23 protein-coding genes, 1 tRNA gene and 1 pseudogene are annotated in these 24029 nt (G+C 71.0%); 10 read left to right on the top strand and 15 right to left on the bottom strand.

Features of this window, described 5'->3' with window-relative positions:
- The first annotated feature begins 54 nt into the window (after positions 1-54).
- Complete coding sequence (locus ACIQZO_RS30355) at positions 55-1197, top strand: acyl-CoA dehydrogenase family protein (protein ID WP_403632091.1); 1143 nt, start codon at positions 55-57, stop codon at positions 1195-1197.
- A 53-nt stretch (positions 1198-1250) separates the two neighbouring features.
- Here the strand turns inward: ACIQZO_RS30355 and ACIQZO_RS30350 are convergent, their stop codons facing one another.
- The 6 genes from ACIQZO_RS30350 to ACIQZO_RS30325 form a co-directional block, all read right to left on the bottom strand.
- Positions 1251-1595, bottom strand: coding sequence for a rhodanese-like domain-containing protein (locus tag ACIQZO_RS30350; RefSeq protein ID WP_403632088.1), 345 nt, complete (start codon positions 1593-1595; stop codon positions 1251-1253).
- Between the two features lie 69 nt (positions 1596-1664).
- Positions 1665-2426 carry a hypothetical protein gene (locus ACIQZO_RS30345; RefSeq protein WP_403632197.1) on the bottom strand — a complete coding sequence of 254 codons (762 nt, stop codon included), beginning with the start codon at positions 2424-2426 and terminating at the stop codon, positions 1665-1667.
- A gap of 178 nt (positions 2427-2604) precedes the next feature.
- Positions 2605-4005 carry a DUF2252 domain-containing protein gene (locus ACIQZO_RS30340; RefSeq protein WP_403632085.1) on the bottom strand — a complete coding sequence of 467 codons (1401 nt, stop codon included), beginning with the start codon at positions 4003-4005 and terminating at the stop codon, positions 2605-2607.
- 66 nt (positions 4006-4071) lie between these two features.
- Entirely contained in the window at positions 4072-4731 is a 660-nt protein-coding gene (locus tag ACIQZO_RS30335; RefSeq protein ID WP_403632082.1) for a response regulator, read from the bottom strand.
- Between the two features lie 9 nt (positions 4732-4740).
- Complete coding sequence (locus ACIQZO_RS30330; RefSeq protein WP_403632079.1) at positions 4741-6468, bottom strand: sensor histidine kinase; 1728 nt, start codon at positions 6466-6468, stop codon at positions 4741-4743.
- A gap of 199 nt (positions 6469-6667) precedes the next feature.
- Positions 6668-6750, bottom strand: a tRNA-Leu gene (locus ACIQZO_RS30325).
- A 293-nt stretch (positions 6751-7043) separates the two neighbouring features.
- Between ACIQZO_RS30325 and ACIQZO_RS30320 the strand changes: the two genes are divergently transcribed.
- The 6 genes from ACIQZO_RS30320 (at position 7044) to pknB (ending at position 15168) form a co-directional block, all read left to right on the top strand.
- On the top strand, positions 7044-7904 hold the full coding sequence (locus ACIQZO_RS30320) for an FhaA domain-containing protein (RefSeq protein ID WP_403632077.1): 861 nt from the start codon (positions 7044-7046) through the stop codon (positions 7902-7904).
- Positions 7905-7914: 10 nt separating this feature from the next.
- Positions 7915-8418: an FHA domain-containing protein gene (locus ACIQZO_RS30315; protein ID WP_403632074.1), complete on the top strand. Its 504-nt coding sequence runs from the start codon at positions 7915-7917 to the stop codon at positions 8416-8418.
- A 147-nt stretch (positions 8419-8565) separates the two neighbouring features.
- Positions 8566-10026, top strand: coding sequence for a PP2C family protein-serine/threonine phosphatase (locus tag ACIQZO_RS30310; RefSeq protein ID WP_403632071.1), 1461 nt, complete (start codon positions 8566-8568; stop codon positions 10024-10026).
- Between the two features lie 34 nt (positions 10027-10060).
- On the top strand, positions 10061-11485 hold the full coding sequence (locus tag ACIQZO_RS30305) for an FtsW/RodA/SpoVE family cell cycle protein (protein WP_403632068.1): 1425 nt from the start codon (positions 10061-10063) through the stop codon (positions 11483-11485).
- On the top strand, positions 11482-12948 hold the full coding sequence (locus ACIQZO_RS30300; RefSeq protein WP_403632065.1) for a peptidoglycan D,D-transpeptidase FtsI family protein: 1467 nt from the start codon (positions 11482-11484) through the stop codon (positions 12946-12948). The genes ACIQZO_RS30305 and ACIQZO_RS30300 overlap by 4 nt, the downstream gene beginning before the upstream one ends.
- 195 nt (positions 12949-13143) lie before the next feature.
- Complete coding sequence (pknB, locus tag ACIQZO_RS30295; RefSeq protein ID WP_403632063.1) at positions 13144-15168, top strand: Stk1 family PASTA domain-containing Ser/Thr kinase; 2025 nt, start codon at positions 13144-13146, stop codon at positions 15166-15168.
- 173 nt (positions 15169-15341) lie between these two features.
- On the opposite strand, the gene ACIQZO_RS30290 is transcribed toward pknB, so the two are convergent.
- The 6 genes and pseudogenes from ACIQZO_RS30290 to ACIQZO_RS30265 all read right to left on the bottom strand — a co-directional run bounded on the left by ACIQZO_RS30290 (position 15342) and on the right by ACIQZO_RS30265 (position 19330).
- Entirely contained in the window at positions 15342-16067 is a 726-nt protein-coding gene (locus ACIQZO_RS30290) for a class E sortase (RefSeq protein WP_403632060.1), read from the bottom strand.
- A 13-nt stretch (positions 16068-16080) separates the two neighbouring features.
- Positions 16081-16758: pseudogene (locus tag ACIQZO_RS30285) on the bottom strand (class E sortase); the annotation flags it as partial.
- 143 nt (positions 16759-16901) lie between these two features.
- The gene (locus ACIQZO_RS30280; protein ID WP_403632057.1) at positions 16902-17540 is read right to left on the bottom strand and encodes an aminodeoxychorismate/anthranilate synthase component II; all 639 of its coding nucleotides are present in this window, start codon (positions 17538-17540) and stop codon (positions 16902-16904) included.
- Entirely contained in the window at positions 17537-17713 is a 177-nt protein-coding gene (locus tag ACIQZO_RS30275) for a hypothetical protein (protein ID WP_403632054.1), read from the bottom strand. The genes ACIQZO_RS30280 and ACIQZO_RS30275 overlap by 4 nt, the downstream gene beginning before the upstream one ends.
- Before the next feature lie 89 nt (positions 17714-17802).
- Positions 17803-18585: a class E sortase gene (locus ACIQZO_RS30270; RefSeq protein WP_403632051.1), complete on the bottom strand. Its 783-nt coding sequence runs from the start codon at positions 18583-18585 to the stop codon at positions 17803-17805.
- Positions 18557-19330, bottom strand: coding sequence for a DUF881 domain-containing protein (locus ACIQZO_RS30265; protein WP_403632048.1), 774 nt, complete (start codon positions 19328-19330; stop codon positions 18557-18559). Before ACIQZO_RS30265 ends, ACIQZO_RS30270 begins: the two co-directional genes overlap by 29 nt.
- Before the next feature lie 91 nt (positions 19331-19421).
- Between ACIQZO_RS30265 and crgA the strand changes: the two genes are divergently transcribed.
- Positions 19422-19676, top strand: coding sequence for a cell division protein CrgA (gene crgA / locus ACIQZO_RS30260; protein ID WP_030383881.1), 255 nt, complete (start codon positions 19422-19424; stop codon positions 19674-19676).
- Between the two features lie 115 nt (positions 19677-19791).
- Here crgA and ACIQZO_RS30255 read toward each other — a convergent pair whose 3' ends face one another.
- Entirely contained in the window at positions 19792-20667 is an 876-nt protein-coding gene (locus ACIQZO_RS30255) for a rhomboid family intramembrane serine protease (protein WP_403632046.1), read from the bottom strand.
- 133 nt (positions 20668-20800) lie between these two features.
- A complete protein-coding gene (locus tag ACIQZO_RS30250; protein WP_403632195.1) occupies positions 20801-21328 on the bottom strand; it encodes a peptidylprolyl isomerase in 528 nt (175 codons plus the stop codon).
- Between the two features lie 147 nt (positions 21329-21475).
- Between ACIQZO_RS30250 and ACIQZO_RS30245 the strand changes: the two genes are divergently transcribed.
- Positions 21476-22183, top strand: coding sequence for a DUF5324 family protein (locus ACIQZO_RS30245; RefSeq protein ID WP_403632042.1), 708 nt, complete (start codon positions 21476-21478; stop codon positions 22181-22183).
- A gap of 81 nt (positions 22184-22264) precedes the next feature.
- On the opposite strand, the gene ACIQZO_RS30240 is transcribed toward ACIQZO_RS30245, so the two are convergent.
- A complete protein-coding gene (locus tag ACIQZO_RS30240; RefSeq protein ID WP_403632039.1) occupies positions 22265-22801 on the bottom strand; it encodes a LysM peptidoglycan-binding domain-containing protein in 537 nt (178 codons plus the stop codon).
- A 312-nt stretch (positions 22802-23113) separates the two neighbouring features.
- Here ACIQZO_RS30240 and ACIQZO_RS30235 point away from each other — a divergent pair, with 312 nt between their 5' ends.
- Positions 23114-24019 (top strand): hypothetical protein, encoded by a 906-nt coding sequence (locus ACIQZO_RS30235; RefSeq protein WP_403632037.1) that lies wholly within the window; start codon positions 23114-23116, stop codon positions 24017-24019.
- Positions 24020-24029 lie beyond the last annotated feature (10 nt).

Raw genomic sequence — 24029 nt, 5'->3', positions numbered from 1 at the left:
CGCGAGACCGTCAGAAGCGACACCGTCAGACCCGAACGTGCGGGAGGACAGGCAGTGGACTTCACCTTCACCGAGGAGCAGCAGGCCGCCGTCGAGGCGGCCCGGGCCGTCTTCGCGGACGTCGCGGCCGACGGCGTGCCCAGCCCCGCGCTGACCCCGGGGGCCGTCGCCGAGGACTTCGACCGCCCGCTGTGGGCCAAGCTCGCCGGGTCGGACGTGCTGAGCCTGGTCCTCGCCGAGGAGCACGGCGGAGCGGGCCTGGACGCCATCGCCCTGTGCCTGGTGCTCCGCGAGGCCGCCAGGGTGCTGGCGCGGGTCCCGCTGCTGGAGCACTGCGCCACCGCCATGGCCGTACAGGCCCACGGCAGCCCCGAACTGGCGGCCGCCCTGCTGCCGGGCGCCGGGCGCGGCACGCTCGTACTCACCGCCGCCGCCCACGGGCGCTCCGGCCACGACCCGGCCGAACTGGCCGTCATCGCCCGCCGCGACGGCGACGCGTGGATCCTGGAAGGCACCCAGACCGCCGTCCCCTGGGCGCACGGCGCGGACTGGATCGCCGTACCCGCCCACACGGGTGAGGGCGAGGCCGTCCTCGCACTCGTCCCGCGCACCGCCGGGGGCCTCGCCCTCGCCGAACAGGTCTCCACCAGCGGGGAGCGGCTCGCCGAACTCGCCCTCGACGGTGTACGGGTGGCCGGGACCCACCTCATCCGGACCCCGGGCGCCTGGGAGCGGCTCCGCCAGCTCCTCGCCACCGGGACCTGCGCGCTGGCGCTCGGACTCGGCGAGAACGTCCTCACCATGACCAGCCAGTACACCGCCAAGCGCGAGCAGTTCGGCTTCCCCGTGGCCACCTTCCAGGCCGTCGCCGTCCAGGCCGCCGACCGGTACATCGACCTGCGCGCCATGGAGGTCACCCTGTGGCAGGCCGCCTGGCGGCTCGATGCCGCGACCGACGGCGCCGGCGGACCGCTGCCGAGCTCCGGTGACGTCGCGGTCGCCAAGATCTGGGCCTCGGAGGGCGTGCGCCGGGTCGTCCAGACCGCACAGCACCTGCACGGCGGCTTCGGCGCCGACACCGACTACCCGCTGCACCGCTACCACGCCTGGGCCAAGCAGCTGGAGCTCCAGCTCGGCCCGGCCGCAGCGCACGAGGAGGCCCTGGGCGACCTGCTGGCCGCCCACCCCCTCGCCTGAGCCGCGGACAGCGGGCCGCTGGGCAGCAGGCAGCAGGCAGCAGGCAGGGTCGGCTACAGCACGAAGGCCGGGTTCCCGCTGTCCGTCACCATCGGGCGCCCGGCACCGTCCCAGGCCTGCATCCCGCCGTCGATGTTCACGGCGTCGATCTCCTGGCGCACCAGGTACTGGGTGACCTGCGCGGAGCGCCCGCCGACCCGGCACATCACATGCACCCGGCGACCGTCCTCGACGGCTTCGGTCAGTTCACCGAAGCGGGCCACGAAGTCGCTCATCGGGATGTGCAGGGCACCCTCGACGTGGCCGGCCGCCCATTCGTCGTCCTCACGGACGTCGAGGACAAAGCCTTCGGAGGGCACCGCGGCGGCGTCCACCGAGGGAAGCGGTCCGAAGTTCATAGCTGTCGCCTTCTCTCTTCACGGATCTGCTGACAACCTATCCGACCACCCGGTACGGGCAGACCGGGCTCACTCGGCGGCGAGCGCCTCGGCCAGCTCCGCCTCGCGCTCGGACACCTGCGCGAGCAGCTGCTCCGCGATCTCCTCCAGCAGCCGGTCGGGGTCCTCGGGGGCCATCCTCAGCATCGACCCGATCGCGCTCTCCTCCAGCTCCTTCGCGACGAGCGACAGCAGCTCCTTGCGGCGTGCCAGCCACTCCAGCCGCGCGTACAGCTCCTCGCTCTCGCCCGGCGCCGTGGCCTCGGGCGCCGGTCCCGCCGCCCATTCCTCGGCCAGCTCGCGCAGCAGCCGCTCGTCGCCCCGCCCGTAGGCCGCGTTGACCCGCGCGATGAAGGCGTCGCGCCGCTCGCGCTCGGTCTCCTCCTGGGCGAGGTCGGGGTGGGCCTGGCGGACCAGCTCGCGGTACAGGCGGCGGACCTCCTCCGAGGGGCGCACCCGCTCCGGCGGCCGCACGGGGCGGTCGGTCAGCATCGCGGAGGCGTCGTCGGAGATACCGTCCGAGCCCAGCCAGTCGTGGAACAGCTCGTCCACCCCGGGCATCGGCATGACCAGCGAGCGCGCTTCCTTCGCCCGCCGCAGGTCCTCGGGGTCGCCGCTGCGGGACGCTTTCGCCTCGGCGATCAACGCGTCCAGCTCGTCGAGACGCGTGTACATGGGGCCGAGTTTCTGGTGGTGCAGGCGGGAGAAATTCTCCACCTCGACCCGGAAGGTCTCCACCGCGATCTCGAACTCGATCAGCGCCTGCTCAGCGGCCCGTACGGCCCGCTCCAGGCGCGCCTCGGGGCGCTCCTCGGTGTGTTCCCCGCCCGTGACGGAGGAGTCACCGCAATCACCGGGGACGGTCTGCTCAGGCTGCTCGGTCTGCTCGCTCACCCGGCCAGCCTACGGCCCGTCCGCGCGGGCGATGTTTCACGTGAAACATCGCCCGCCGCGAAGGGGCCCGCGCGTCCTAGACTCCGGTCTCCGCCGCGATCCGGCCGGCCCGTACCGCCGCCACCAGATCGGCGTGATCAGCCTCGGTGCGGTCGGCGTAGGCCACGGCGAAGGCGGCCATCGCCACATCCAGCTCGTCGTTCTTGCCGCAGTACCCGGCCAGCAGCCGCGGATCGACGCTGTGCGCGTGCGCCCGGGCCAGCAGGGCGCCGGTCATCCGCCCGTAGTCGTCGATCTGGTCGACGGCCAGTGCCGCCGGATCCACGCTGCCCTTGCGGTTGCGGAACTGCCGCACCTGGAACGGGCGGCCCTCCACCGTGGTCCAGCCGAGCATGATGTCGGAGACCACCTGCATCCGCTTCTGACCGGCCACCACCCGCAGGCCCTCGTGCTGCTCCGGGGCCGGTGCGAAGCCCAGCCCGGGCAGATGCGGCAGCAGCACCGAGGGCCGGGCCTCCTTGACCTGGAGCACCAGCGGTTCGCCCCGGTGGTCCAGCAGCAGGACCACGTACGAGCGGGTGCCGACGCTTCCGGTGCCCACCACGCGGAAGGCCACGTCCTGGATCGCGTACCGGGCCAGCAGCGGCAGCCGGTCGCCCTGGAGCGTCCGGAGGTAGGGGCCGAGCGAGGCCGCCACGGCCGCGGCCTCCGCGTCCCCGACCCGGCGCAGCACGGGCAGCGCGTCGACGAAGCGGCGGCCGCCGTCGGGCCCTATCCGCGTCGACTTGGCGGCGAACCGGGCGGAGGTGTTGTTGCGGGCCTTCTCGGAGACCCGCTCCAGCGTGCCCAGCAGATCGCGGGCGTCGGTGTGCGAGACCAGCTCCTCGTCGGCGATGGCGTTCCACGCGTCGAGGGCGGGCAGCTTCGCCAGGAGCCGCATGGTGCGCCGGTAGGCGCCCACCGCGTCCAGGGCGGCCGCCCGGCAGGTGTCCTCGTCCGCGCCCGCCACCCGGCCGGCCAGCACCAGCGAGGCCGCCAGCCGCTTCACGTCCCATTCCCACGGGCCGAACACGGTCTCGTCGAAGTCGTTGAGGTCGATGACGAGCCGCCCGCGCGCGTCCCCGTACAGACCGAAGTTCGCCGCGTGCGCGTCGCCGCAGATCTGCGCGCCGACGCCGGTCACCGGTCCGCCGGACAGGTCGTGGGCCATCAGCCCGGCCGCACCGCGCAGGAAGGCGAAGGGGTTCGCGGCCATCCGGCCCACCCGTATCGGCGTCAGCTCGGGCACCCGCCCGGCGTTGGACTCCTCGACGGCGCGCACGGCGTCCGGCCGGTCGGCCGGCGCCGTGAAGGCGGCGTGCGCCGACCTCGCCACACGGGCGCGCAGCGCCTTGCCCTCCTCCTTCGGAGAGCCGGCCGCCGCCCTCGGCGCGAACCCCGCCACGTCCGGAATCCGCTGACCCGCTATCGCCGCCATAGACGCCGCCCCCACCCGTTCACTTCGTCGATCCCGTTGATCCCTGCCCGAACGGGCTGACCGTATCTACAGCCCGGCGTCCCTGGCCAGCAGCGCCGCCTGCACCCGGTTGTCGCAGTCCAGCTTCGCGAGGATGCGGCTCACGTACGTCTTCACGGTCGCCTCGCTCATGTGCAGCCGCCGGCCCGCGTCCGCGTTGGACAGCCCCTCGCCCAGCAGCGCCAGCACACCGCGCTCCCGCTCGCTCAGCTCCGCCACCTGACGCCGGGCCGCCTCCCCGCGCACGGCGGCCTTCCCGGACGCGAGCTGGTCGACCACGTGCCGGGTCGCCCCCGGCGAGAGGTACGCGTCCCCGGCCGCGGCCGCCCGGACCGCCCCGATCAGCTCGCCCGGCGCCGAGTCCTTCAGCAGGAACCCCGCGCCGCCCTCGCCAAGCGCCCGCAGCACGTTCTCCTTCTCGCCGAAGGTGGTCAGGATCAGCGCCCGCACCTCCGGCACGGCCCGCCGCAGCTCCCCGAGCGCGGTCAGCCCGTCCATCACCGGCATCTGGATGTCCAGCAGCACCACGTCGGGCGCGTGCGAGCGGGCCAGGTCCACCGCCTCCCTGCCGTTGGCCGCCTCCGCGACGACCTCGATGTCCGTCGCCGAGGTCAGGATCATCCTGATCCCGGCCCGGATCAGTGGCTCATCGTCGGCGATCACCACTCTGATCACTTCGGCTGTCACCCCGCGCTCCTACTGCTTGACCTCGTACTCCTGCTTTTCCACGAGCTTGCCGTCCTGGAAGCAGAACCGGAAGATCCGGTCCGTTCCCAGGCCGCTCGGCTGGTCCTCGGCCAGCAGGGCCAGACAGTCCGAGCCGAGCGGCCGCGACGGGCCCTTCCTGGCGGCCCCGGCCGTCATGAAGTTCTCCCCGGCGGGCAGCCGGTCGCGGACGCTCTGCTCCGCCTCACCCACGTGCACGGCGTCGTACTCGTCCCGGTCGATCATCGCGTCGCTCGCCGTGTCCACCAGCAGCACCACTCCGGCCCCGAACACGATCACCAGCAGCACCACCGCCGCGAACGCGATCCCGCAGCCCACCGCGACACCACCGGAGCGGCTGGGCACGCGCACGGCCAGCTCCCGGTCCACCGCCGCCCAGTCCATCGGCTGCTCGCCGCCGCGTACCGGCAGCGGACCGCGCGCGTACGCGTGCGCCTGCTGCCCGAAGTCGTCGGCCACGTCCACCACGCCCGCCGGCTCCGCCCCGTACGGCAGGACCCCGGCCACCCGGAACCCGCCGCCCTCGGCGGGGCCCGCGTGCACCATCCCGCCGACCAGCCGGGCCCGCTCGCGCAGCCCCGTCAGGCCCTGCCCGCCCGAGACCACCTCGTCGGCGGCCGGGCCGGGCGACGGGCCGTTGGCGATCTCCACCACCAGTGAGTCGTCCTCGAACCGCAGCTCCACGGCGATCGGCGCCCCGGGCGCGTGCTTGTACGCGTTCGTCAGGGCCTCCTGCACGATCCGGTAGGCGGCGTGGTCGCACGCAGCGACCAGCGGCCTCGGCCGGCCCGAGGTGGTCAGCCGTACGTCGGTGCCCGAGCCCCGCGCCGCCTCCACGACCCCCGCGATACCGGCCACCCCGCGCGCCGCGCGCTGGGCCTCCTCCGCGGGCGCGGGCGCCTCGACCCCGTCGCGCAGGATGCCGACGACCTCGCGCAGCTCGTGCATCGCGGCCACCGAGGCCTGCCGCAGCACCCCCACCGCATCGCGCTGGCGGTCCGTGAGCTGCGGATCCACCTCCAGCGCCCCGGTGTGCACGGAGATCAGGGCCAGCTGGTGGCCCAGGCTGTCGTGCATGTCCTGGGCGATGCGCTGGCGCTCGCGCAGCCTCGCCTGCCCGGCGACCATGGCCCGCTCGCGCAGCAATTGACCGTTGCGCTCCTGGAGCGCGCGCAGCAGGGTGCGGCGCTGCGACCAGTACCGGCTGGCCAGACCCGGCATCACGGTCGTCGCCAGGAACATCAGCGTGGAGAACACGATCACCAGCAGGGGCTGCATCTGCGACCACTGGTCCACCACGCTGCAGCCGATCGCCGCCACGAAGGCCAGCGTGAAGGCGGCCAGCGCCCGGCCCACGCCGACGATCCGCCGGCCGGCCGACCAGCCCAGCAGGGGCAGGACGAAAAAGGCGCCGGGCAGGAAGGTGACCACGCCGGAGGCGAACACGAGCGTCGTCCCCGGCAGCCTGCGGCGCGTCAGCGTCAACACCACCGCGGCCACGGCTCCGAGCAGCATCCGCCGCCCGGAGGCGTTGCTGACCTCCTCGACGCCCAGCCCGAGGATGGCCAGTACGCCGCCGAGGGCCAGATCCCCCACCAGCATCCGCCGGGTCCACGGCTCCGGGCCCGTCAGCCAGTCCCAGCCGGCACGCGTCTTCGCCTTCGCATCCACCCGCCCGACCCTAGACACCCGCACCATGCCCCGGCCGCCCTCTTTCGTCGCGTCCCGCACGACGAAAGTCGGACGGTCCCCGCGACATGAGCCACGTACGTCGCAGCGGCTCCCTGGACGTGTCCTGGATCACTCCTGGCCGGAAACCGCCGCAAAGAAAAAGAAGAGTGGGGAGAAACACGAAACGGCCGCCACCGCTTTCGCGATGACGACCGTTTCGTTGATGTGGGCGAGGGGGGATTTGAACCCCCACGTCCCGAAGGACACTGGCACCTGAAGCCAGCGCGTCTGCCGTTCCGCCACTCGCCCGAGCGGCTCCCCAGTGGATCTTCCCTTTCGGGCCGTTCCCCTGGCGACGTCGAAAGATTAGCACGGAGAACGGGGTGGATTCACATCGCTTTCCCGGCCCCCACGCACCCCGGTTCGGACGGCCCCTCCCGCACTCCGCCCCTGGTGCGGGACACTGTCCCTGGGGCGCCCCTACGATCGCTTGTGAGGACCAACACTCGTCCTCACAGGTGCGATGGGGAACCACCCGAATCCGCCACGCGTGGATACGATCAGTAAGCAGTACAGGGCGACAACGACGGAGGAGGTGCCCCATGGGAGTTCTGAAGCGGTTCGAGCAGCGACTCGAAGGTCTGGTGAACGGCACCTTCGCCAAGGTGTTCAAGTCCGAGGTCCAGCCGGTGGAGATCGCCGGAGCCCTCCAGCGTGAGTGCGACAACAACGCCACCATCTGGAACCGCGAGCGGACCGTCGTCCCGAACGACTTCATCGTCGAGCTCAGCGCCGGTGACTACGACCGCCTGAGTCCCTACTCCGGGCAGCTCGGCGACGAGCTCGCGGGCCTCGTCCGCGACTACGCCAAGCAGCAGCGCTACAGCTTCATGGGCCCCATCAAGGTCCAGCTGGAGAAGGCCGAGGACCTCGACACCGGGCTCTACCGGGTCCGCAGTCGCACCCTCGCCTCCAGCACCTCGCAGCCGCAGGCGGGACCGCCGTCCCCCCAGGGCGGCTACGGCTACCCGCCGCCGGAGAACCAGCCGCAAAGCGGATATGGCTATCCGCCGGTCGCGGCCCCGCCGATGCCCAGCGCCCCGCCCCCGGGCGGGCCCGGCGCGCGACGGCCCGCTCCGGGCGGACCCGTCTCAGTCGCCCCCGCGGCGAACTCGGGCGGACCCCGGCGGCACTGGATCGAGATCAACGGCACCCGCCACCAGATCTCGCGCGCCACGCTCGTACTCGGCCGGAGCACGGAAGCCGACGTGCGGATCGACGATCCCGGCGTATCCCGCCGGCACTGTGAGATCCGGACCGGAACGCCCTCGACGATCCAGGATCTCGGGTCCACCAACGGCATCGTGGTGGACGGGCAGCACACCACCCGCGCTACGCTCCGCGACGGCTCGCGGATCGTCGTGGGCAGTACCACCATCATTTACCGGCAAGCCGAAGGGTGAAGCGGGGGCAATGTCAGAGCTGACCCTGACGGTCATGCGGTTGGGTTTCCTGGCCGTTCTGTGGCTGTTCGTCATCGTGGCCGTTCAGGTCATTCGCAGCGATCTCTTCGGGACGCGCGTGACCCAGCGCGGGTCCCGTCGCGGCGGCGGTGGTGCCGGTGGCACCCCGCAGCAGGCGGGCCGCCAGGCCGCGCCACCGCAGCAGCGCCAGCGCCGCGGCGCACCCACCAAGCTCGTCGTGTCCGAGGGCATCCTCACGGGAACCACGGTGGCCCTCGCCGGCCAGACGATCACGCTGGGCCGCGCGCACGACTCCACGATCGTGCTGGACGACGACTACGCGTCCAGCCGCCATGCCAGGATCTATCCCGACCGTGACGGCCAGTGGATCGTCGAGGATCTCGGGTCCACCAACGGCACGTATCTCGACCGGACCCGGTTGACCACCCCGACGCCCATTCCGCCGGGCGCACCGATCCGCATCGGCAAGACCGTCATCGAGCTGCGGAAGTAGTACGAGAATGAGCGAGCGGAGCGAGCGCGCGGCGGCGATCCGTCCCACCGAGGACACGGACCCGAGCGCGCTCCCGACCGGAGGGTGGGCAGTGTGGCTCGAGACCGGTTGTACCCGGAGGCAGCTTCGTCGACAGGGCAGGTGCGCATGAGTCTGTCCTTGCGGTTCGCCGCCGGATCACACAAGGGCATGATCCGTGAGGGGAACGAGGACTCCGGCTACGCCGGTCCCCGGCTCCTCGCGATCGCCGACGGCATGGGAGGCCAGGCCGCCGGCGAGGTCGCGAGCTCCGAGGTGATCTCCACCCTCGTGCAGCTCGACGACGACGTCCCGGGCTCCGACATCCTGACCTCCCTCGCCACGGCCGTGCAGCGTGCCAACGACCAGCTGCGCGTCATGGTCGAGGAGGACCCCCAGCTCGAGGGCATGGGCACCACCCTGACCGCCCTGCTGTGGACCGGTCAGCGCCTCGGGCTCGTCCACGTCGGCGACTCCCGCGCCTACCTGCTCCGCGACGGCGTCCTCACCCAGATCACCCAGGACCACACCTGGGTGCAGCGCCTCGTCGACGAGGGACGCATCACGGAGGAGGAAGCCACCACGCACCCGCAGCGCTCCCTCCTGATGCGCGCGCTGGGCAGCGGCGACATCGTCGAACCCGACCTCTCCATCCGTGAGGTCCGGGCGGGCGACCGCTACCTGATCTGCTCCGACGGGCTCTCCGGCGTCGTCTCCCACCAGACCCTGGAAGAGACCCTCGCCGACTACCACGGTCCCCGCGAGACCGTGCAGTCCCTGATCCAGCTCGCGCTGCGCGGCGGCGGACCCGACAACATCACCTGCATCGTCGCCGATGTCCTCGACACCGACAGCGGCGACACCCTCGCCGCCCAGGTCAACGACACCCCCGTGGTCGTCGGCGCGGTCGCCGAGAACCAGCACCAGCTCTTCGACGGCGGCAACGCCATGCAGACCCCGGCCGGCCGGGCCTCCGGCCTCGGCCGCCAGTCCCCGCCCCCCGGCGCCTTCGGCCCCCCCGGCAGCGGCGAGGCCCCCGGTTACGGGTACTCCGACCAGAGCCAGGGCGGCGGCGGAGGCTACGGCAGCTTCGGCGAGGCCGACGCCTACGACGGCGACTCCGGCTACGAGGACACGTACGACCACCCCCGCAGGCGCCGCAGCAAAGGGCGCAAGTGGACCACGCGTACGCTGACCCTGCTCATCGTCGCCGGCGTCATCGGCGGCGGCCTCTACGCGGGCTGGCGCTGGACCCAGACCCAGTTCTACGTCGGCGTGAAGGGCGAGCACGTCGCTCTCTTCCGCGGCATCAGCCCGAAGCTGGGGCCGCTGGAGCTCTCCAAGGTGGAGACCGACCGCCCCGACATCGAACTGAAGTACCTGCCGCCCTTCAAGCGGAAGCTGGTCGAGGCCACCATCAGCGAGGGCAGCCTCGACGGCGCGCGCAAGAAGCTCGACGATCTGGGCGTCCAGGTCTCCGCGTGCAAGAAGGACGAGGAACGCCGGAACGCCGAGGCGACGAACAGCCCGACACCCGCCCCCAGCCTGACTCCCGAAGAGCAGCAGCTGGTCGGGCTGTGCGGCAAGTAGCAGAGATACGCGGGCACAGGGGGCCTGCCACACCATGAGCGTTGTCACCAACACGACCACCATCGGCGCCATCGAGCTGCCGAGCAGGCGGAACACCGAGCTCCTGCTGCTCGGCTTCGCCGTGCTCATCCCGATGTTCGCCTACGCCAACGTGGGCCTCGCGATCAACGGCACCCTGCCCCCCGGCATGGTGCTCTACGGCCTCGGCCTCGGCGCCCTCGCCGGGATCGCGCACCTCGTCGTGCGCCGGTACGCCAAGTACGCCGACCCGCTGCTGCTGCCGCTGGCCACGCTCCTCAACGGGCTGGGCCTCGTCCTGATCTGGCGCCTGGACCAGTCCGAGCGCCTGCAGACCCTCGCCAAGCGGGCCTTCGGCGGGTTCTCCCCCTCCGCGCCGCGCCAGATGATGTACACGGCGCTCGCCATCGCCCTGTTCGCCGCCGTCCTGCTGATCCTCAAGGACCACCGCGTCCTGCAGAGGTTCACGTACATCTCGATGGCCGGCGCCCTGATCCTGCTGATCCTGCCCGTCGTCCCTGGCCTCGGCGCCGACGTCTTCGGCGCCAAGATCTGGATCAGCGTGGGCGGCTTCTCCATCCAGCCCGGCGAGTTCGCCAAGATCGTCATCGCGATCTTCTTCGCCGGCTACCTGATGGTGAAGCGCGACGCGCTCGCGCTGGCCAGCCGCCGCTTCATGGGCCTCTACCTGCCGCGCGGCCGCGACCTCGGCCCGATCCTGATGATCTGGGCGATGAGCCTGCTCGTCCTCGTCTTCGAGAACGACCTCGGCACCTCGCTGCTCTTCTTCGGCATGTTCGTGATCATGCTGTACGTGGCCACCGAGCGCACCAGCTGGATCGTCATCGGCCTGCTGATGTCGGTGGGCGGCGCCGTGGTCGTCGGCACCTTCGCCAGCCACGTCAAGGCCCGTGTCAACGCCTGGCTCGACCCCTTCGCCTGCTACGTCGACTCGGGTGCCTGCGAGCAGGTCGGCCAGTCGATCATGAGCTTCGGTTCCGGCGGGGTCCTCGGCGCCGGCTGGGGCCAGGGCAACTCCGACCTCATCGGCTTCGCCGCCAACTCCGACTTCATCTTCTCCACCGTCGGCGAAGAACTCGGCCTCGCCGGGGTCATGGCCTTCCTCCTGCTCTACGGGCTCATCATCGAGCGGGGTGTCCGCACCGCCCTCGCCGCGCGCGACCCGTTCGGCAAGCTCTTCGCCATCGGCCTCTCCGGCGCCTTCGCGCTCCAGATCTTCGTGGTCGCCGGCGGCGTCATGGGCCTCATCCCCCTCACCGGCATGACGATGCCCTTCCTCGCGTCCGGCGGTTCCTCCGTCCTCGCGAACTGGATCCTCATCGCCATCCTCATCCGGATCAGTGACACCGCACGCCGCCCCGCACCGGCTCCCGCCCCGTCCCCCGACTCCGAGATGACCCAGGTGGTCCGTCCGTCATGAACAAGCCCCTGCGCCGCATCTCGCTGTTCTGCGGGCTGCTCGTCCTCGCCCTGCTGATCCGTACCAACTGGCTGCAGTACGTGCAGGCCGAGGAGCTCAGTACCCGCAAGGAGAACCGCCGGGTACAGATCGCCCAGTACGCGACCGAGCGCGGCAACATCATCGTCAAGGGCGAGCCGATCACCGGCTCCGCGGTCACGGACGGCAGCGACTACAAGTACAAGCGGACCTACACGAGCGGCGAGCTCTGGGCTCCCGTGACCGGGTACGCCTCGCAGGCCTTCGGCTCCACGCAGCTGGAGTCGCTCGAGGACGGCATCCTCACCGGCAACGACGACCGGCTCTTCTTCGACCGCACCATCGGCATGTTCACCGGGGAGAAGAAGCAGGGCGGCAACGTCGTCACCACGCTGAACCCCGATGCCCAGAAGGCCGCGTTCGAGAAGCTCGGCACGAAGAAGGGCGCCGTCGCGGCCATCGACCCGCGCACGGGCGCCATCCTGGCCCTGGTCTCCACCCCCTCGTACGACCCCTCCAGCTTCGCCGGCAACTCCAAGACCGACGAAAAGGCCTGGGTCGAGCTGAAGGACAGCGAGGACAAGAAGCTCGTCAACCGCGCCCTGCGCGAGACGTACCCGCCCGGCTCCACCTTCAAGGTGGTCACCGCCGCGGCCGCCCTGGAGCACGGCGTGGTCAAGGGCATCGACGACCCGACGGACACTCCCGAGCCGTACATCCTCCCGGGCACCAAGACCCAGCTGCCGAACTCCCACACCGGTTGCGAGAAGGCCAGCCTCAACGAGGCGCTGCGCATCTCCTGCAACTCCGTCTTCGCGAACCTCGGCGACAAGGTCACCCGCGACAAGATGGTGGAGACCTCGGAGAAGTTCGGCTTCAACAACGACAAGATCGACATCCCGGTTCGCGCGTTCGCCAGCATCTACGACAAGAAGATGGGCAAGGACGGCAACGCCCAGAGCGCCATCGGGCAGTTCAACACCGCCGCCACCCCGCTGCAGATGGCCATGGTCACGGCGGCGATCGCCAATGACGGCAAGCTGATGAAGCCGTACATGGTGGACAACCTCACCGCGCCGAACCTGGACATCATCGAGAAGCACGAGCCGCAGGAGATGAGCCGGCCGCTGTCCGCGAGCAACGCGGAGAAGCTCCAGCAGATGATGGTCAACGTCGTCGAAAAGGGCACCGGCGAGAAGGCCAAGATCAAGAACGTGACCGTCGGCGGCAAGACGGGTACCGCCCAGCACGGCGAGGGCAACAAGAAGCGTCCGTACGCCTGGTTCATCTCCTACGCCGAGGGTGCGGACGGCAATTCGCCGGTCGCCGTCGCCGTCGTCATCGAGGACAGCGAGGGCACCGCCCGCGACGACATCAGCGGTGGCGGTCTGGCCGCCCCCGTCGCCAAGGCGGTCATGGAAGCGGTGCTCGGCAGCAAGGGGTGACCGAGCAGGAACGGTCCGGAGTGCAGTGACGCACATCACTGAATCCCACCCGGATCCGAGCGTACGGTACCGGTCCAGTATCAGCCTGTGGCCACGAACCGATCACGGACGATCGGCCGGTAGCCTTTGCGCGAACAGCACACCGCCGGACCACACACAGGTGCGGTCGGGACTGACGGAGAGGGCTGCAACGTTATGGAAGAGCCGCGTCGCCTCGGCGGCCGGTACGAGCTGAGCCACGTGCTCGGCCGTGGTGGCATGGCTGAGGTCTACCTCGCCCACGACACCCGGCTCGGCCGTACCGTCGCCGTCAAGACCCTGCGTGCCGATCTCGCCCGTGACCCGTCCTTCCAGGCCCGGTTCCGGCGCGAGGCCCAGTCGGCCGCATCTCTGAACCACCCGGCGATCGTCGCGGTCTACGACACCGGCGAGGACTACGTCGACAACATCTCCATCCCGTACATCGTGATGGAGTACGTCGACGGCTCCACCCTGCGCGAGCTGCTGCACTCGGGCCGCAAGCTGCTGCCCGAGCGCACCCTGGAGATGTGCATCGGCATCCTCCAGGCGCTGGAGTACTCGCACCGCGCCGGCATCGTGCACCGCGACATCAAGCCCGCCAACGTGATGCTGACGCGCACGGGCCAGGTCAAGGTCATGGACTTCGGCATCGCCCGCGCGATGGGCGACTCCGGCATGACCATGACGCAGACGGCCGCCGTCATCGGCACCGCCCAGTACCTCTCGCCCGAGCAGGCCAAGGGCGAGCAGGTCGACGCGCGCTCCGACCTCTACTCGGCGGGCTGCCTGCTCTACGAGCTCCTCAGCGTCCGGCCCCCGTTCGTCGGCGACTCCCCCGTGGCCGTCGCCTACCAGCACGTACGGGAAGAGCCGCAGCCGCCGTCGAACTTCGACCCCGAGATCACGCCCGAGATGGACGCCATCGTCCTCAAGGCACTGGTCAAGGACCCCGACTACCGCTACCAGTCGGCCGACGAGATGCGCGCCGACATCGAGGCCTGCCTCGACGGCCAGCCCGTCGCCGCCACCGCCACCATGGGCGCGGCCGGCTACGGCTACCCCGACCAGGGTCACGGCTACGGGCACCAGGGCTACGACCAGCCCACGGCCGCCCTGCGCACCACCGACCCCGGCGGCCAGACGTCGATGATGCCGCCGATGCCCCCGGGCGACGGCGGCTACGGCTACGGCGACCAGGGCCACGGCGGCTACGACCAGGGCTCCGGCCGCCGCCAGAAGAAGAGCAAGGCGTCCACCGTGCTGCTCGTGGCGGCGGGCATCCTCGTGCTCGTCGGCGCGATCCTCATCGGCCGCTCCCTCTTCGGTGAGGGCGCCGACAACCGGCCCTCCGTGCCCAGGCTCATCGGCCAGACCCTCGAACAGGCGCAGAAGAGCGGCAACAACGTAGGCCTCAAGGTGGTCAAGGGCTCCGACGCGCCCTGCGACGACCAGCCCAAGGGCAACGTCTGCAAGCAGGACCCCGCGGCCGACGCCAAGGTCGAAGACGGCTCCACGGTCACGGTGACGATCTCCTCGGGCGCGCCCAAGGTGCCGGTCCTGAACGTGCTGAGCCTCAGCTTCGACGAGGCGGAGAAGCAGCTGAAGGAGAAGGGCTTCCAGGTCGAGCGCAAGCCGCAGGAGTCCGACCGCCCGGCCGGGACCGTCCTGGAGCAGACCCCGAAGGGCGGCACGGAGGCGGAGAAGAACACCGTCGTCACGCTGACCGTCGCCAAGGAGATCTCCAAGTCCGAGGTCCCGGAGCTCAGGGGCAAGAAGAAGGACGAGGCGGTCAAGGCCCTCACGGATGCCAAGCTCAGGCTCGGCAGCGTGACGGAGACCGAGTCCCCCGGTGCCGCACCGGGCACGGTCGTCGAACAGCAGTTCCAGGCGGGCCAGCCTCTCGAGGTGGGCAAGACGGTGAACATCACCATCGCCAAGGCCTCGACGCAGACCGTGGTGCCCAACTTCGCCGGCCGGACCGTCGGTCAGTACAAGGACGATCTGCGGCGCGCCAACCTGAAGGTCGGCATCGTCGCCGGCCAGTCGGACGACAACGCGATCGTGCTGGCCACCGACCCGCAGCCCGGCACTCCGGTCAACGCGGGCCAGACGGTGAACCTCATCGTCGGCGGCGGCGGCGGCCAGCAGGGCGGCAACAACAACGGCGGCGGCTTCGGCGGCCTGATCCGCAACAACTAGCGCAGCGACGAAGGTCCGGCCCTTGCCTCCCGTTCCAGGGGGCAAGGACCGGACCTTTGTACGTGCCGCCGCCGTACGGCCTTCTGCCCGCCCGCGGGGGCGCCTGGGCCCCGTGGGGCTCAGGAGGCGCCCGCGCGGCCCACAGGGGCCTTCTGGGGCCCCGGCCGGGGCGTTCAGCGCAGTTCGGCCGGCGGGGTGCGCTTCGCGTCCACCTTCTCCGTGCGGACCAGCTCGCCCCAGACGATGTAGCGGTACTTCGAGGTGTAGACCGGGGTGCAGGTGGTGAGCGTGATGTACCGGCCGGGGGCGGCCTTCCCCGAGTCCCTGGGGACCGCGCTGATCACGTCGGTGTTGTACTTCGAGGTCTGGCGCAGCTCCGCGAAGACCTTGTAGACGTACCAGGTGTCGCGGGTCTCGAAGACGACCGCGTCGCCGGTCCTCACCTTGTCGATGTCGTGGAACTTCGCCCCGTGGCCGTCCCGGTGCGCGGCGAGCGAGAAGTTGCCCTTCTCGTCCCACGGCAGCGCGGACTTGACCGGCTGCGTGTAGTACCCGGCGACGCCGTCGTCGAGGATGTCCGGGTCGGTCCCCGGCTTGACGAGCACCTCGCCGTTCTTCATCGCCGGTACGTGCAGGAAGCCCACGCCGTCCTGGGTGTCCAGCGCCCCGGGCTGCGCGGCCTGCGGGGAAGGGCTCTGCCACTGCTGGCGGATCTCGTCGCCGCGGGCCGACGCCTGCCGGTCCGCGAGCACGTTCGTCCACCAGAGCGAGTAGGCCACGAACAGGCCCAGCACCAGGCCCACCGTGATCAGGACCTCGCCCAGCAGGCTCAGGAATCCGGCGAGCACACTGCGGTTGCCGACGGGCGGGGCCGCGGCGCGGCGGCTGGCACGAGACACTGCTGATTCGTCCTTAACTGGTCAGCGCGGGCGGCGGGCCCTGGCTGCGGGGGCGTTCTTCGGTCATCCTGCCCCATACGATCAACCGGTAGGTGCTGGTGAACTCCGGGGTGCAGGTGGTCAGCGTGATGTACCGGCCCTCGGATGTGAATCCCGACCCCTCCGGCACCGGCTTGATCACCGCCACGTTCGTCGGCGGGGTCTGCGCGAGCGACGAGGTCATCTCGTACGTGTAGTAGGCATCCCGGGTCTCGACCACCACGGGGTCCCCGGCCACCAGCCGGTTGATGTAGCGGAACGGCTCGCCGTGGGTGTTGCGGTGTCCGGCCACCGCGAAGTTGCCCTGCTTGTCGGCCGGCATCGCCGTCTTCAGCGCGCCCTCGCCGTAGTGCCCGACCATGCCCCGGTCCAGCACCTTCGGCTTGCTGATGCCCTCCGCCACCGGGACCTTCACGTCCAGCTTCGGGATGTGCAGGATCGCGAAGCCCTGGCCGGGTTCGAAGGCCGTCACGGGCGGCGCGGCGGCCCCGGAGCCGCCGGGGTCCTTCTCCCAGGTCTGGCGCAGCGATCCGGCGGCGCCGTTCGCCACCCGCTCCGCCAGGAGGTTCGTGTACCAGAGCTGGTAGGCGACGAACAGCAGCATCACCAGGCCCAGCGTGATGAACAGCTCCCCGCCCAGCCGGCTCGCGATGACCACCGGGCCGCCCGAGGCCGGCCGCCTGCGCCGCCGCCCGCCCCGCCTGCGGGTCCGTCCGGCGGCCTGCTTCGCGGCCTCCTGAGCCGCCCTGCGCCGCGCGGCCCGGCCCTCCGTGGGCGCGGACGGCGCGACCGCGGTCACGCGACGGCCTTGCCCACCACCGGGGCCAGCCCCACCGAGCGCTCCACGGCGCCCGCGTCCCCGCAGCGCACCAGCCAGTTGGCGAGCATCCGGTGCCCCCACTCGGTCAGCACCGACTCGGGGTGGAACTGCACACCCTCGACGTCGTGCTCCCGGTGGCGCAGGCCCATGATGATCCCGTCCTCGGTCCGCGCCGTGACCTCGAGCACGTCGGGCAGCGTCCCGGGCTCGGCGGCGAGGGAGTGGTAGCGGGTGGCGGTGAAGGGCGACGGCAGTCCCTGGAACACCCCGAGGCCCTCGTGCAGCACGGGTGAGGTCTTGCCGTGCAGCAGCTCCGGAGCCCGGCCCACGACGCCCCCGTAGGCGACCGCCATCGACTGCATGCCGAGGCAGACGCCGAAGACGGGAACGGCCGTCCGCGCGCAGTGGCGGACCATGTCGACGCAGACGCCCGCCTCTTCCGGCGTACCGGGTCCGGGGGACAGCAGCACGCCGTCGAAGCCGTCCTGCGCGTGCGCGAGCCCGACCTCGTCGTTGCGCAGCACCTCGCATTCGGCACCGAGCTGGTAGAGGTACTGGACCAGGTTGAAGACGAAGCTGTCGTAGTTGTCCACGACCAGAATGCGCGCGCTCACGGAGTGACTCCCGATCCCTCGTCCACCGTCACATCGTTGAACGGAAGAAGCGGCTCGGCCCACGGGAAGACGTACTGGAACAGCACGAAGACCGCCGCGAGGACCAGTACGAGTGAGATCAGCGCGCGGATCCACGCGTTTCCCGGCAGGTGCCGCCAGATCCAGCCGTACATGCCGCCTGATTCCTTTTCGTCCACATTCGTTCAACGCACCGCGGGGGCGGTACGCGAACAGACTAAAGGCAGCGGCCCGAAAGGGTGGGTCACCCGGACAAACCCTCCGGTCGGCCCCGGTCGGCGGCCAGGGTCCCGGTCAGCTCGGCCCAGACGACGAGCCGGTGGCTGTGTCCCCATTCCGGGTCGCAGGTGGTCAGCGTCAGATAGCGGCCGGGCGCCGTGAACGGTGATTTCTCCGGGACCGGGTCGACGACCGCGACGTCGGTGGGCAGCGTGCGCAGGGGGCCGCCCCGGACCGTGTAGGTGTACCAGGTGCTCGCGTCCTTGAGGATCACCTCGTCGCCGGGGCGCAGGTCGGGGAAGTCCTTGAAGGGGTCCCCGTAGGTGCGCCGGTGCCCGGCCACCGAGAAGTTGCCGACGGCGCCCGGGCGGGCGGTGGCGGCGTAGTGGCCCAGGCCCTTCTTCAGCAGTTCGGGGTCCGTGCCCTCCAGGACGGGCTTGACCCAGTCCCGGCCGAAGCGCGGGACGTACATCTCGGCGAAGGCCCGGCCGGCCGGGTAGCGCTCGGGCTCCGCCGCGGGCGGCGGGCCGGGCGGGGCCGGCGAAGGCGTCGGCCGCTGTGCGGCGGCCGGGGGCGGGGCGGCAGGGGCGTCCGGGGCGGGGGCCGCCGCCCAGCGGTCGCGCATCCGGTCCCTCTCCCCGTCCATGGCCCGGTCGGCCTTGACCCCGGTCCACAGCAGGACGTACGCGACGAAGAGCACGATCAGGGTGCCCGCCGTCAGGCACACCTCGCTGAAGGTCCGCACCACCAGGCGCAGTACGACGTCAGGACGGACCCGATCACGGGGTGGGCGCCACCGGCTTCGCATAGTGGAGGTCCACTGTGCCGGAGTAGCCGGGAAGTGTCAGCGCCTTGTGCTCGTCCACTTTCCAGCCGAGCCCGTACGCGTTCACGTACAGCTGGTAGTTCTGCAGGGCCGGGGAGGCGGCGAGGGCCTTCTTCAGCGCGGCCGGGTCGCCGACGGCCGAGATCTTGTAGGGCGGGGAGTAGACCCGGCCCTGGAGGATCAGGGTGTTGCCCACGCAGCGCACCGCGCTGGTGGAGATCAGCCGCTGGTCCATGACCTGGATGCCCTGCGCCCCGCCCTGCCAGAGGGCATTGACCACGGCCTGCAGGTCCTGCTGGTGGATCACCAGGTCGTTGGGCTGCGGCTCGGGCACGTTGGGGATACGGGCGGTGGCGTTCGGCGGGGCGTCGTTGAGCGTGACCGTCAGCCCCTTGCCGGTCAGCTCCTCGGTGCCGGAGGCCGCGCGCAGGGCCGCCAGCTTGGCGTCCTCGGCCTTGGTGCTGCCGTCGTCACGCTCGGCGAGGGAATCCACCCGGCCGCGTACCGCCGCGGTGCTCTGCTCCAGCGCCGCGTTGTCCTGGCTGCGCTCCTGGATGAGGTCCGACAGCTTCAGGAGTGATGCGTCCGTTCGGATGTTCGTACCCTTGGAGGTGTTGAAACTGGTGACGAAGAGCAGCCCCGCCAGGGCGAAGACGGCAGCCGTCAGCAGCCGGACCGGCCTGGCCCGGCGACGGGGACCCACGGAGGAGTCGTCGGAATTGCTCAACGTACCCTTCTCCTTCAACGCCACAGGTCCACTACGCTAACGGACGCCCGGGGCAGGCAAGGTCCCCAGCGCATCGACAGGAGAGCCCCTCGTGCCGAAGTCACGTATCCGCAAGAAGGACGACTACACGCCGCCGCCCACGCGGCAGCCGCAGAGCATCCGGCTCACGAATCGCAGCTGGGTCGCTCCGGTCATGCTGGCGTTCTTCCTGATCGGACTCGCGTGGATCGTCGTGTTCTACGTGACCGAGACCCAGCTGCCGATCGAGGCACTGGGCAATTGGAACATTGTGGTCGGTTTCGGCTTCATTGCTGCCGGATTCGGCGTATCCACGCAGTGGAAGTAGCACCCCACAGCCCCTGATGGAAGCTCTCCCCATGAGTTATCCACAGCGTCATCCACACCTGAGGAAAAGACAGAAGATCTGTGGATAACTCTGTGGAGAGTTGACGCCGGTGTGATCAAGTGAGTTCCGCGGTGCGCACCAGGACCACCGTCGCGGCCAGCAGGAACGCCATGGCGCAGGTGCCCCACTGCACGAGTGCGCGATTCCTGCCGGCCGTGGGCATGATCATGCCCAGACCCACCAGCGCACCGGTGACCAGGCCGCCCACATGGGCCTGCCAGGACACGGAGAGTGATCCGCCGAGCGGTACGAAGGTCAGCACCAGCATCAGCACGACCATGGTGATCACGGGCCGCATCTCGTACCGCAGCCGCTTCGCCAGCACGACGGTCGCGCCGAGCAGGCCGAAAACGGCGCCCGAGGCGCCGAGCGTCGCGACGTTCGGCGCCGTCAGCAGATAGACGAGGGCGCTGGCGCCCAGGCCCGAGAGCAGGAAGACCGCCAGGTAGCGGACCCGGCCCAGCGCCGCTTCCAGCGGACCGCCGATCACCCACAGGGCGAGCATGTTGCCGGCGATGTGCCACCACTCGGTGTGCAGGAACACCGAGGTCAGCAGCCGGTAGTACTCGCCGGTGGACACCCCGTGGAGGGTGCCGCCGAAGTAGTCCCGGTACAGGCCGTACAGCGCCAGCTCCCGCGCGAGCACCGGGTCGGAGAGGGCCACGAGGAACACCACGACGTTGATCCCGATGAGGATCTTCGTGACCAGGTGGGGATCGGCGGCCACCACGCCGCCCGCGATGGTGCGCGGTGCGTTCGCGGTCGGACGATGTCCGGTGCCGGAGCCCTCGCGGACGCATTCGGGGCACTGGAAGCCGACCGAGGCGCTGATCATGCACTCGGGGCAGATGGGGCGTTCGCAGCGGGTGCAGGTGATTCCGGTGTCGCGGTCCGGGTGGCGGTAGCAGCCCGGCAGACGGTCGGTGTCCATCGGTTCCCTCGATCAGCGGCGAGGCAGGGGGCGCGCCCCGCCGGTCCGGTACGTATCCAGTACGGACGAGCGGGGCGGAAAGGTTCCCGGAACGGCTCTGGGCCGGGGTCCGGGCCGGGGTGCGCGCGGGAGGTCAGCGCCTCTCGACGACCACGGACTGGATGATCACGTCGTCCAGCGGGCGCTCGGTGCGCGGGTTGGTGGCGCTGCCGGCGATCGCGTCCACGACCTTCTGGCTCGCCGGGTCGGCGACCTCGCCGAAGATGGTGTGCTTGCGCGTCAGCCAGGCGGTGGGCGCCACCGTGATGAAGAACTGCGAGCCGTTGGTGCCCGGGCCGGCGTTGGCCATGGCGAGCAGGTAGGGCTTGGTGAAGGCCAGGTCGGGGTGGAACTCGTCGGCGAACCGGTAGCCGGGCCCGCCGGTGCCGTTGCCCAGCGGGTCGCCGCCCTGGATCATGAAGCCGCTGATGACGCGGTGGAAGACGGTGCCGTCGTACAGCGGGTCCGTGGTCTTCTGACCGTCGGTGGGCCGGGTCCACTCACGGGCGCCCGTGGCGAGCTCGACGAAGTTCCGGACGGTCTTCGGAGCGAAGTTCTCCAGCAGCTCGACCTCGATGTCGCCATGGGTCGTCCTGAGGGTGGCGTAGAGCTTCTCGGCCACGGATCTGCCTTCCATAGTCATCACTGTCGGTCCAGATGGTCGCACGGAGCGCTCCGCGGCACTGAAATCGTCCACCCGTATGCCCTGTCACGCATGCCTGTCCGCGATATGGCAGGCATGATCCGACAAAGGGTGGAAAGGTGAACTGTGTCCGCCACCGAGGAGGAGGATCCCGTGACCGGCAAGGAGAGCATGCGCCTGGCAGCCGAGAGTGCCAGGGAGAGCGTGCGGCACGCGACGGAAGTGGTGGCACCGTACGCGGAATCCGCCAGGGATGCCGCGGTGCACTACGCCCAGGAAGCGAACGAACGCCTGGCACCCAAGGTCTCGTACGCGGCGACCAGCGCCGCCCACCACGCCCGTACGACCTACGACGACCATCTGCACCCCCGGATCAAGGCGGCGCGGGCCCATGTCCCGCCCCCCGTCGACCGGGCCGCGACGCAGGCGCGCCGGGCGGCGCGGCAGGCCGCCGACTACACCCAGCCGAAGATCGAGAGCGCCATCGCGGCCGCCACCCCGGTGGCCGAGGAGGCCGCGTCACGCTCGACCGCGGCCATCGCGGCACTGCGCGGCCAGGTGACGGCCAAGGAGGTCCAGAAGCTGGTGCGCCGTCATGAACGGCGCGCGCGCAACGGCAAGATCCTGCGCGGGGCCGCTCTGGTCGGCGTACTGGCGTGTGCCGCCTTCGCGGTGTGGAAGTGGTGGGACCAGCAGTCGAATCCGGACTGGCTCGTCGAACCTCCGGCGGCCACCGAGCTGTCGGCGCGCGACGCGGCGCCGGCGAGCTTCGACGACGAGCTGGCGGAGAAGGAGCGCGAGGCCGAGTCGGAGCCGGACGACAAGCAGCTCTGAACGGCGCCACACGAAGGGGCCCGGAACCTGTCACCAGGTTCCGGGCCCCTTTTCTCGCGTCCCGCTCCGCGTGCGCGGCCGTCAGCCGGGGAGGGTGAGGACCGTGCCCGGGCGCACGAGGTCGGGGTTGTCACCGACGACGCCCCGGTTGATGGCGTAGAGCTCGCGCCAGCGTGCCTCGTTGCCCAGCTCGCGACGGGCGATCTCGGGAAGCGAGTCGCCGGACCGGACGGTGTAGGTACGCGTCTTGGCGGAGGGCACGGGCCCCGGCACCGGGGCCGCGGGTACCGCCTTGTGCGCGGCCGAATGCGGCGTGGGCGTGTGCATGGCGCCCGGCGCGGCCGAGGAGGAGGCCCCGGGCTTCGGCATCGCGGTGGACCGGGGGGTGGCGGGCACGGCCTTGTGCGCGGCGGACGTGGGGGTGGGGGTGGCGGGGGCCGCCTTGGGGGGCGCCGCGGCCGCCATCCGCTCGGCGGCGGCCCGGGTGACCGAAGCGGCATCGGCGGCCGAACCCGCGGAGGTCCTCCCCGCGTCCCCGGCCCGCTGCTCCACCTGCTCCTTCTCGGCGGCGGCGTCCGCCTTCTTCTTGTCGTGTTTCAGGAAGTCGAAGAGTCCCATGTCTGTACGCCTCCGGCGTGATGGTGCCCCCTGGTATCGATACCTCCCCTCCACTGTCCTGCACCGGGCGCCGCGCGGCCCTGCGACGGGGCCGTCCGGGGGACAGGCGCGCGGCCCGAACACCGTCGCCGGCCCGAACACCGTCGCCGGCCCGAACACCGTCGCCGGCCCGAACACCGTCGCCGGCCCGTACACCGTCGCCGGCCCGTACACCGTCGCCGGCCCGTACACCGTCGCCGGGCCGGGACCGCGAAGGGACGGGACCGGGAAGGTCGGACACCACCCTCGTGAGACACGATGGAGGAGATTTCTGTGATCATCAGACAGGCCGCGGAGCGGGTAGTGCTGGTCAGGCCCGGACCCGGGCTCGTGAGCGCCGCGATCGTGGCGGGCCTGGACATCTGGGTGGTGTCGGATCCCGGGCCCCGGTCGGCGGACGCGCGACTGCCCGCGGAGCTGCCCCCGCAGCGCCGGCTGCGGGTGGACTTCGACGACGCGGCCGCACTGCGCACCCTGCTGACGAACACGGTCCTCACCCACGGGATCGGCCAGGTGCTGTACCTCGCGAGCGATCTCGAGAAGGGCCTCGGCAGGGGGTCCGCGGCCGCCGCCGAGGAGGTGGTGCGGGAACTCTCCACGAGCCGGGGCAGGCAGGCGCGGCGACTGCCGGACGCGGTGACGATCCGGCGCATCCTCAATCAGAGCCGGACCTCGGCCGTACGCGCCGAGGAGGCGCAGACGGTCACCGAGGCGTGCTCGCTGGCGGAGGACTTCCCCCTGCCGGTGGTGATCAAGTCGGCCGACAAGAGCGGGTGCTGGTGGACCGTCCCGGTGCACGACCGTCCCGGACTCGCCCGGTGGGCCGAACAGGCGGTGACCGCACGGCACTCGGCCCCCTATCTCGTCGAAGAACTCCTGACGGGCGCCAAGTTCCGGGTGGAGACGCTGACGGTGGACGGCATGCACCTGGTGGCCGACATCGCACCCGAGGGAACGGCGGCGCCGCTCCACGACGCGGAGCAGGCCGGGATCCGCGCGACGGTCCGGGCCCTGCTCGATCTGGCCGGATACGAGTCGGGCACCACGAGGACGGATGTGCTGGTCAGCGCGCGGGGATCACGGATCGCCGCGGCCACGGAGCCGGACCGGGAACAGGCCGGTAAGCGCCGTTCCCGCAGCGCGGCGGCGAGCGGGATCGAGAGGGGAACGGACCGGTAAGGGCCTCGGC

Source organism: Streptomyces sp. NPDC097617, assembly GCF_044761485.1.
Lineage (GTDB): Bacteria > Actinomycetota > Actinomycetes > Streptomycetales > Streptomycetaceae > Streptomyces.
This window is presented reverse-complemented; position numbering and strand designations above follow the sequence as displayed.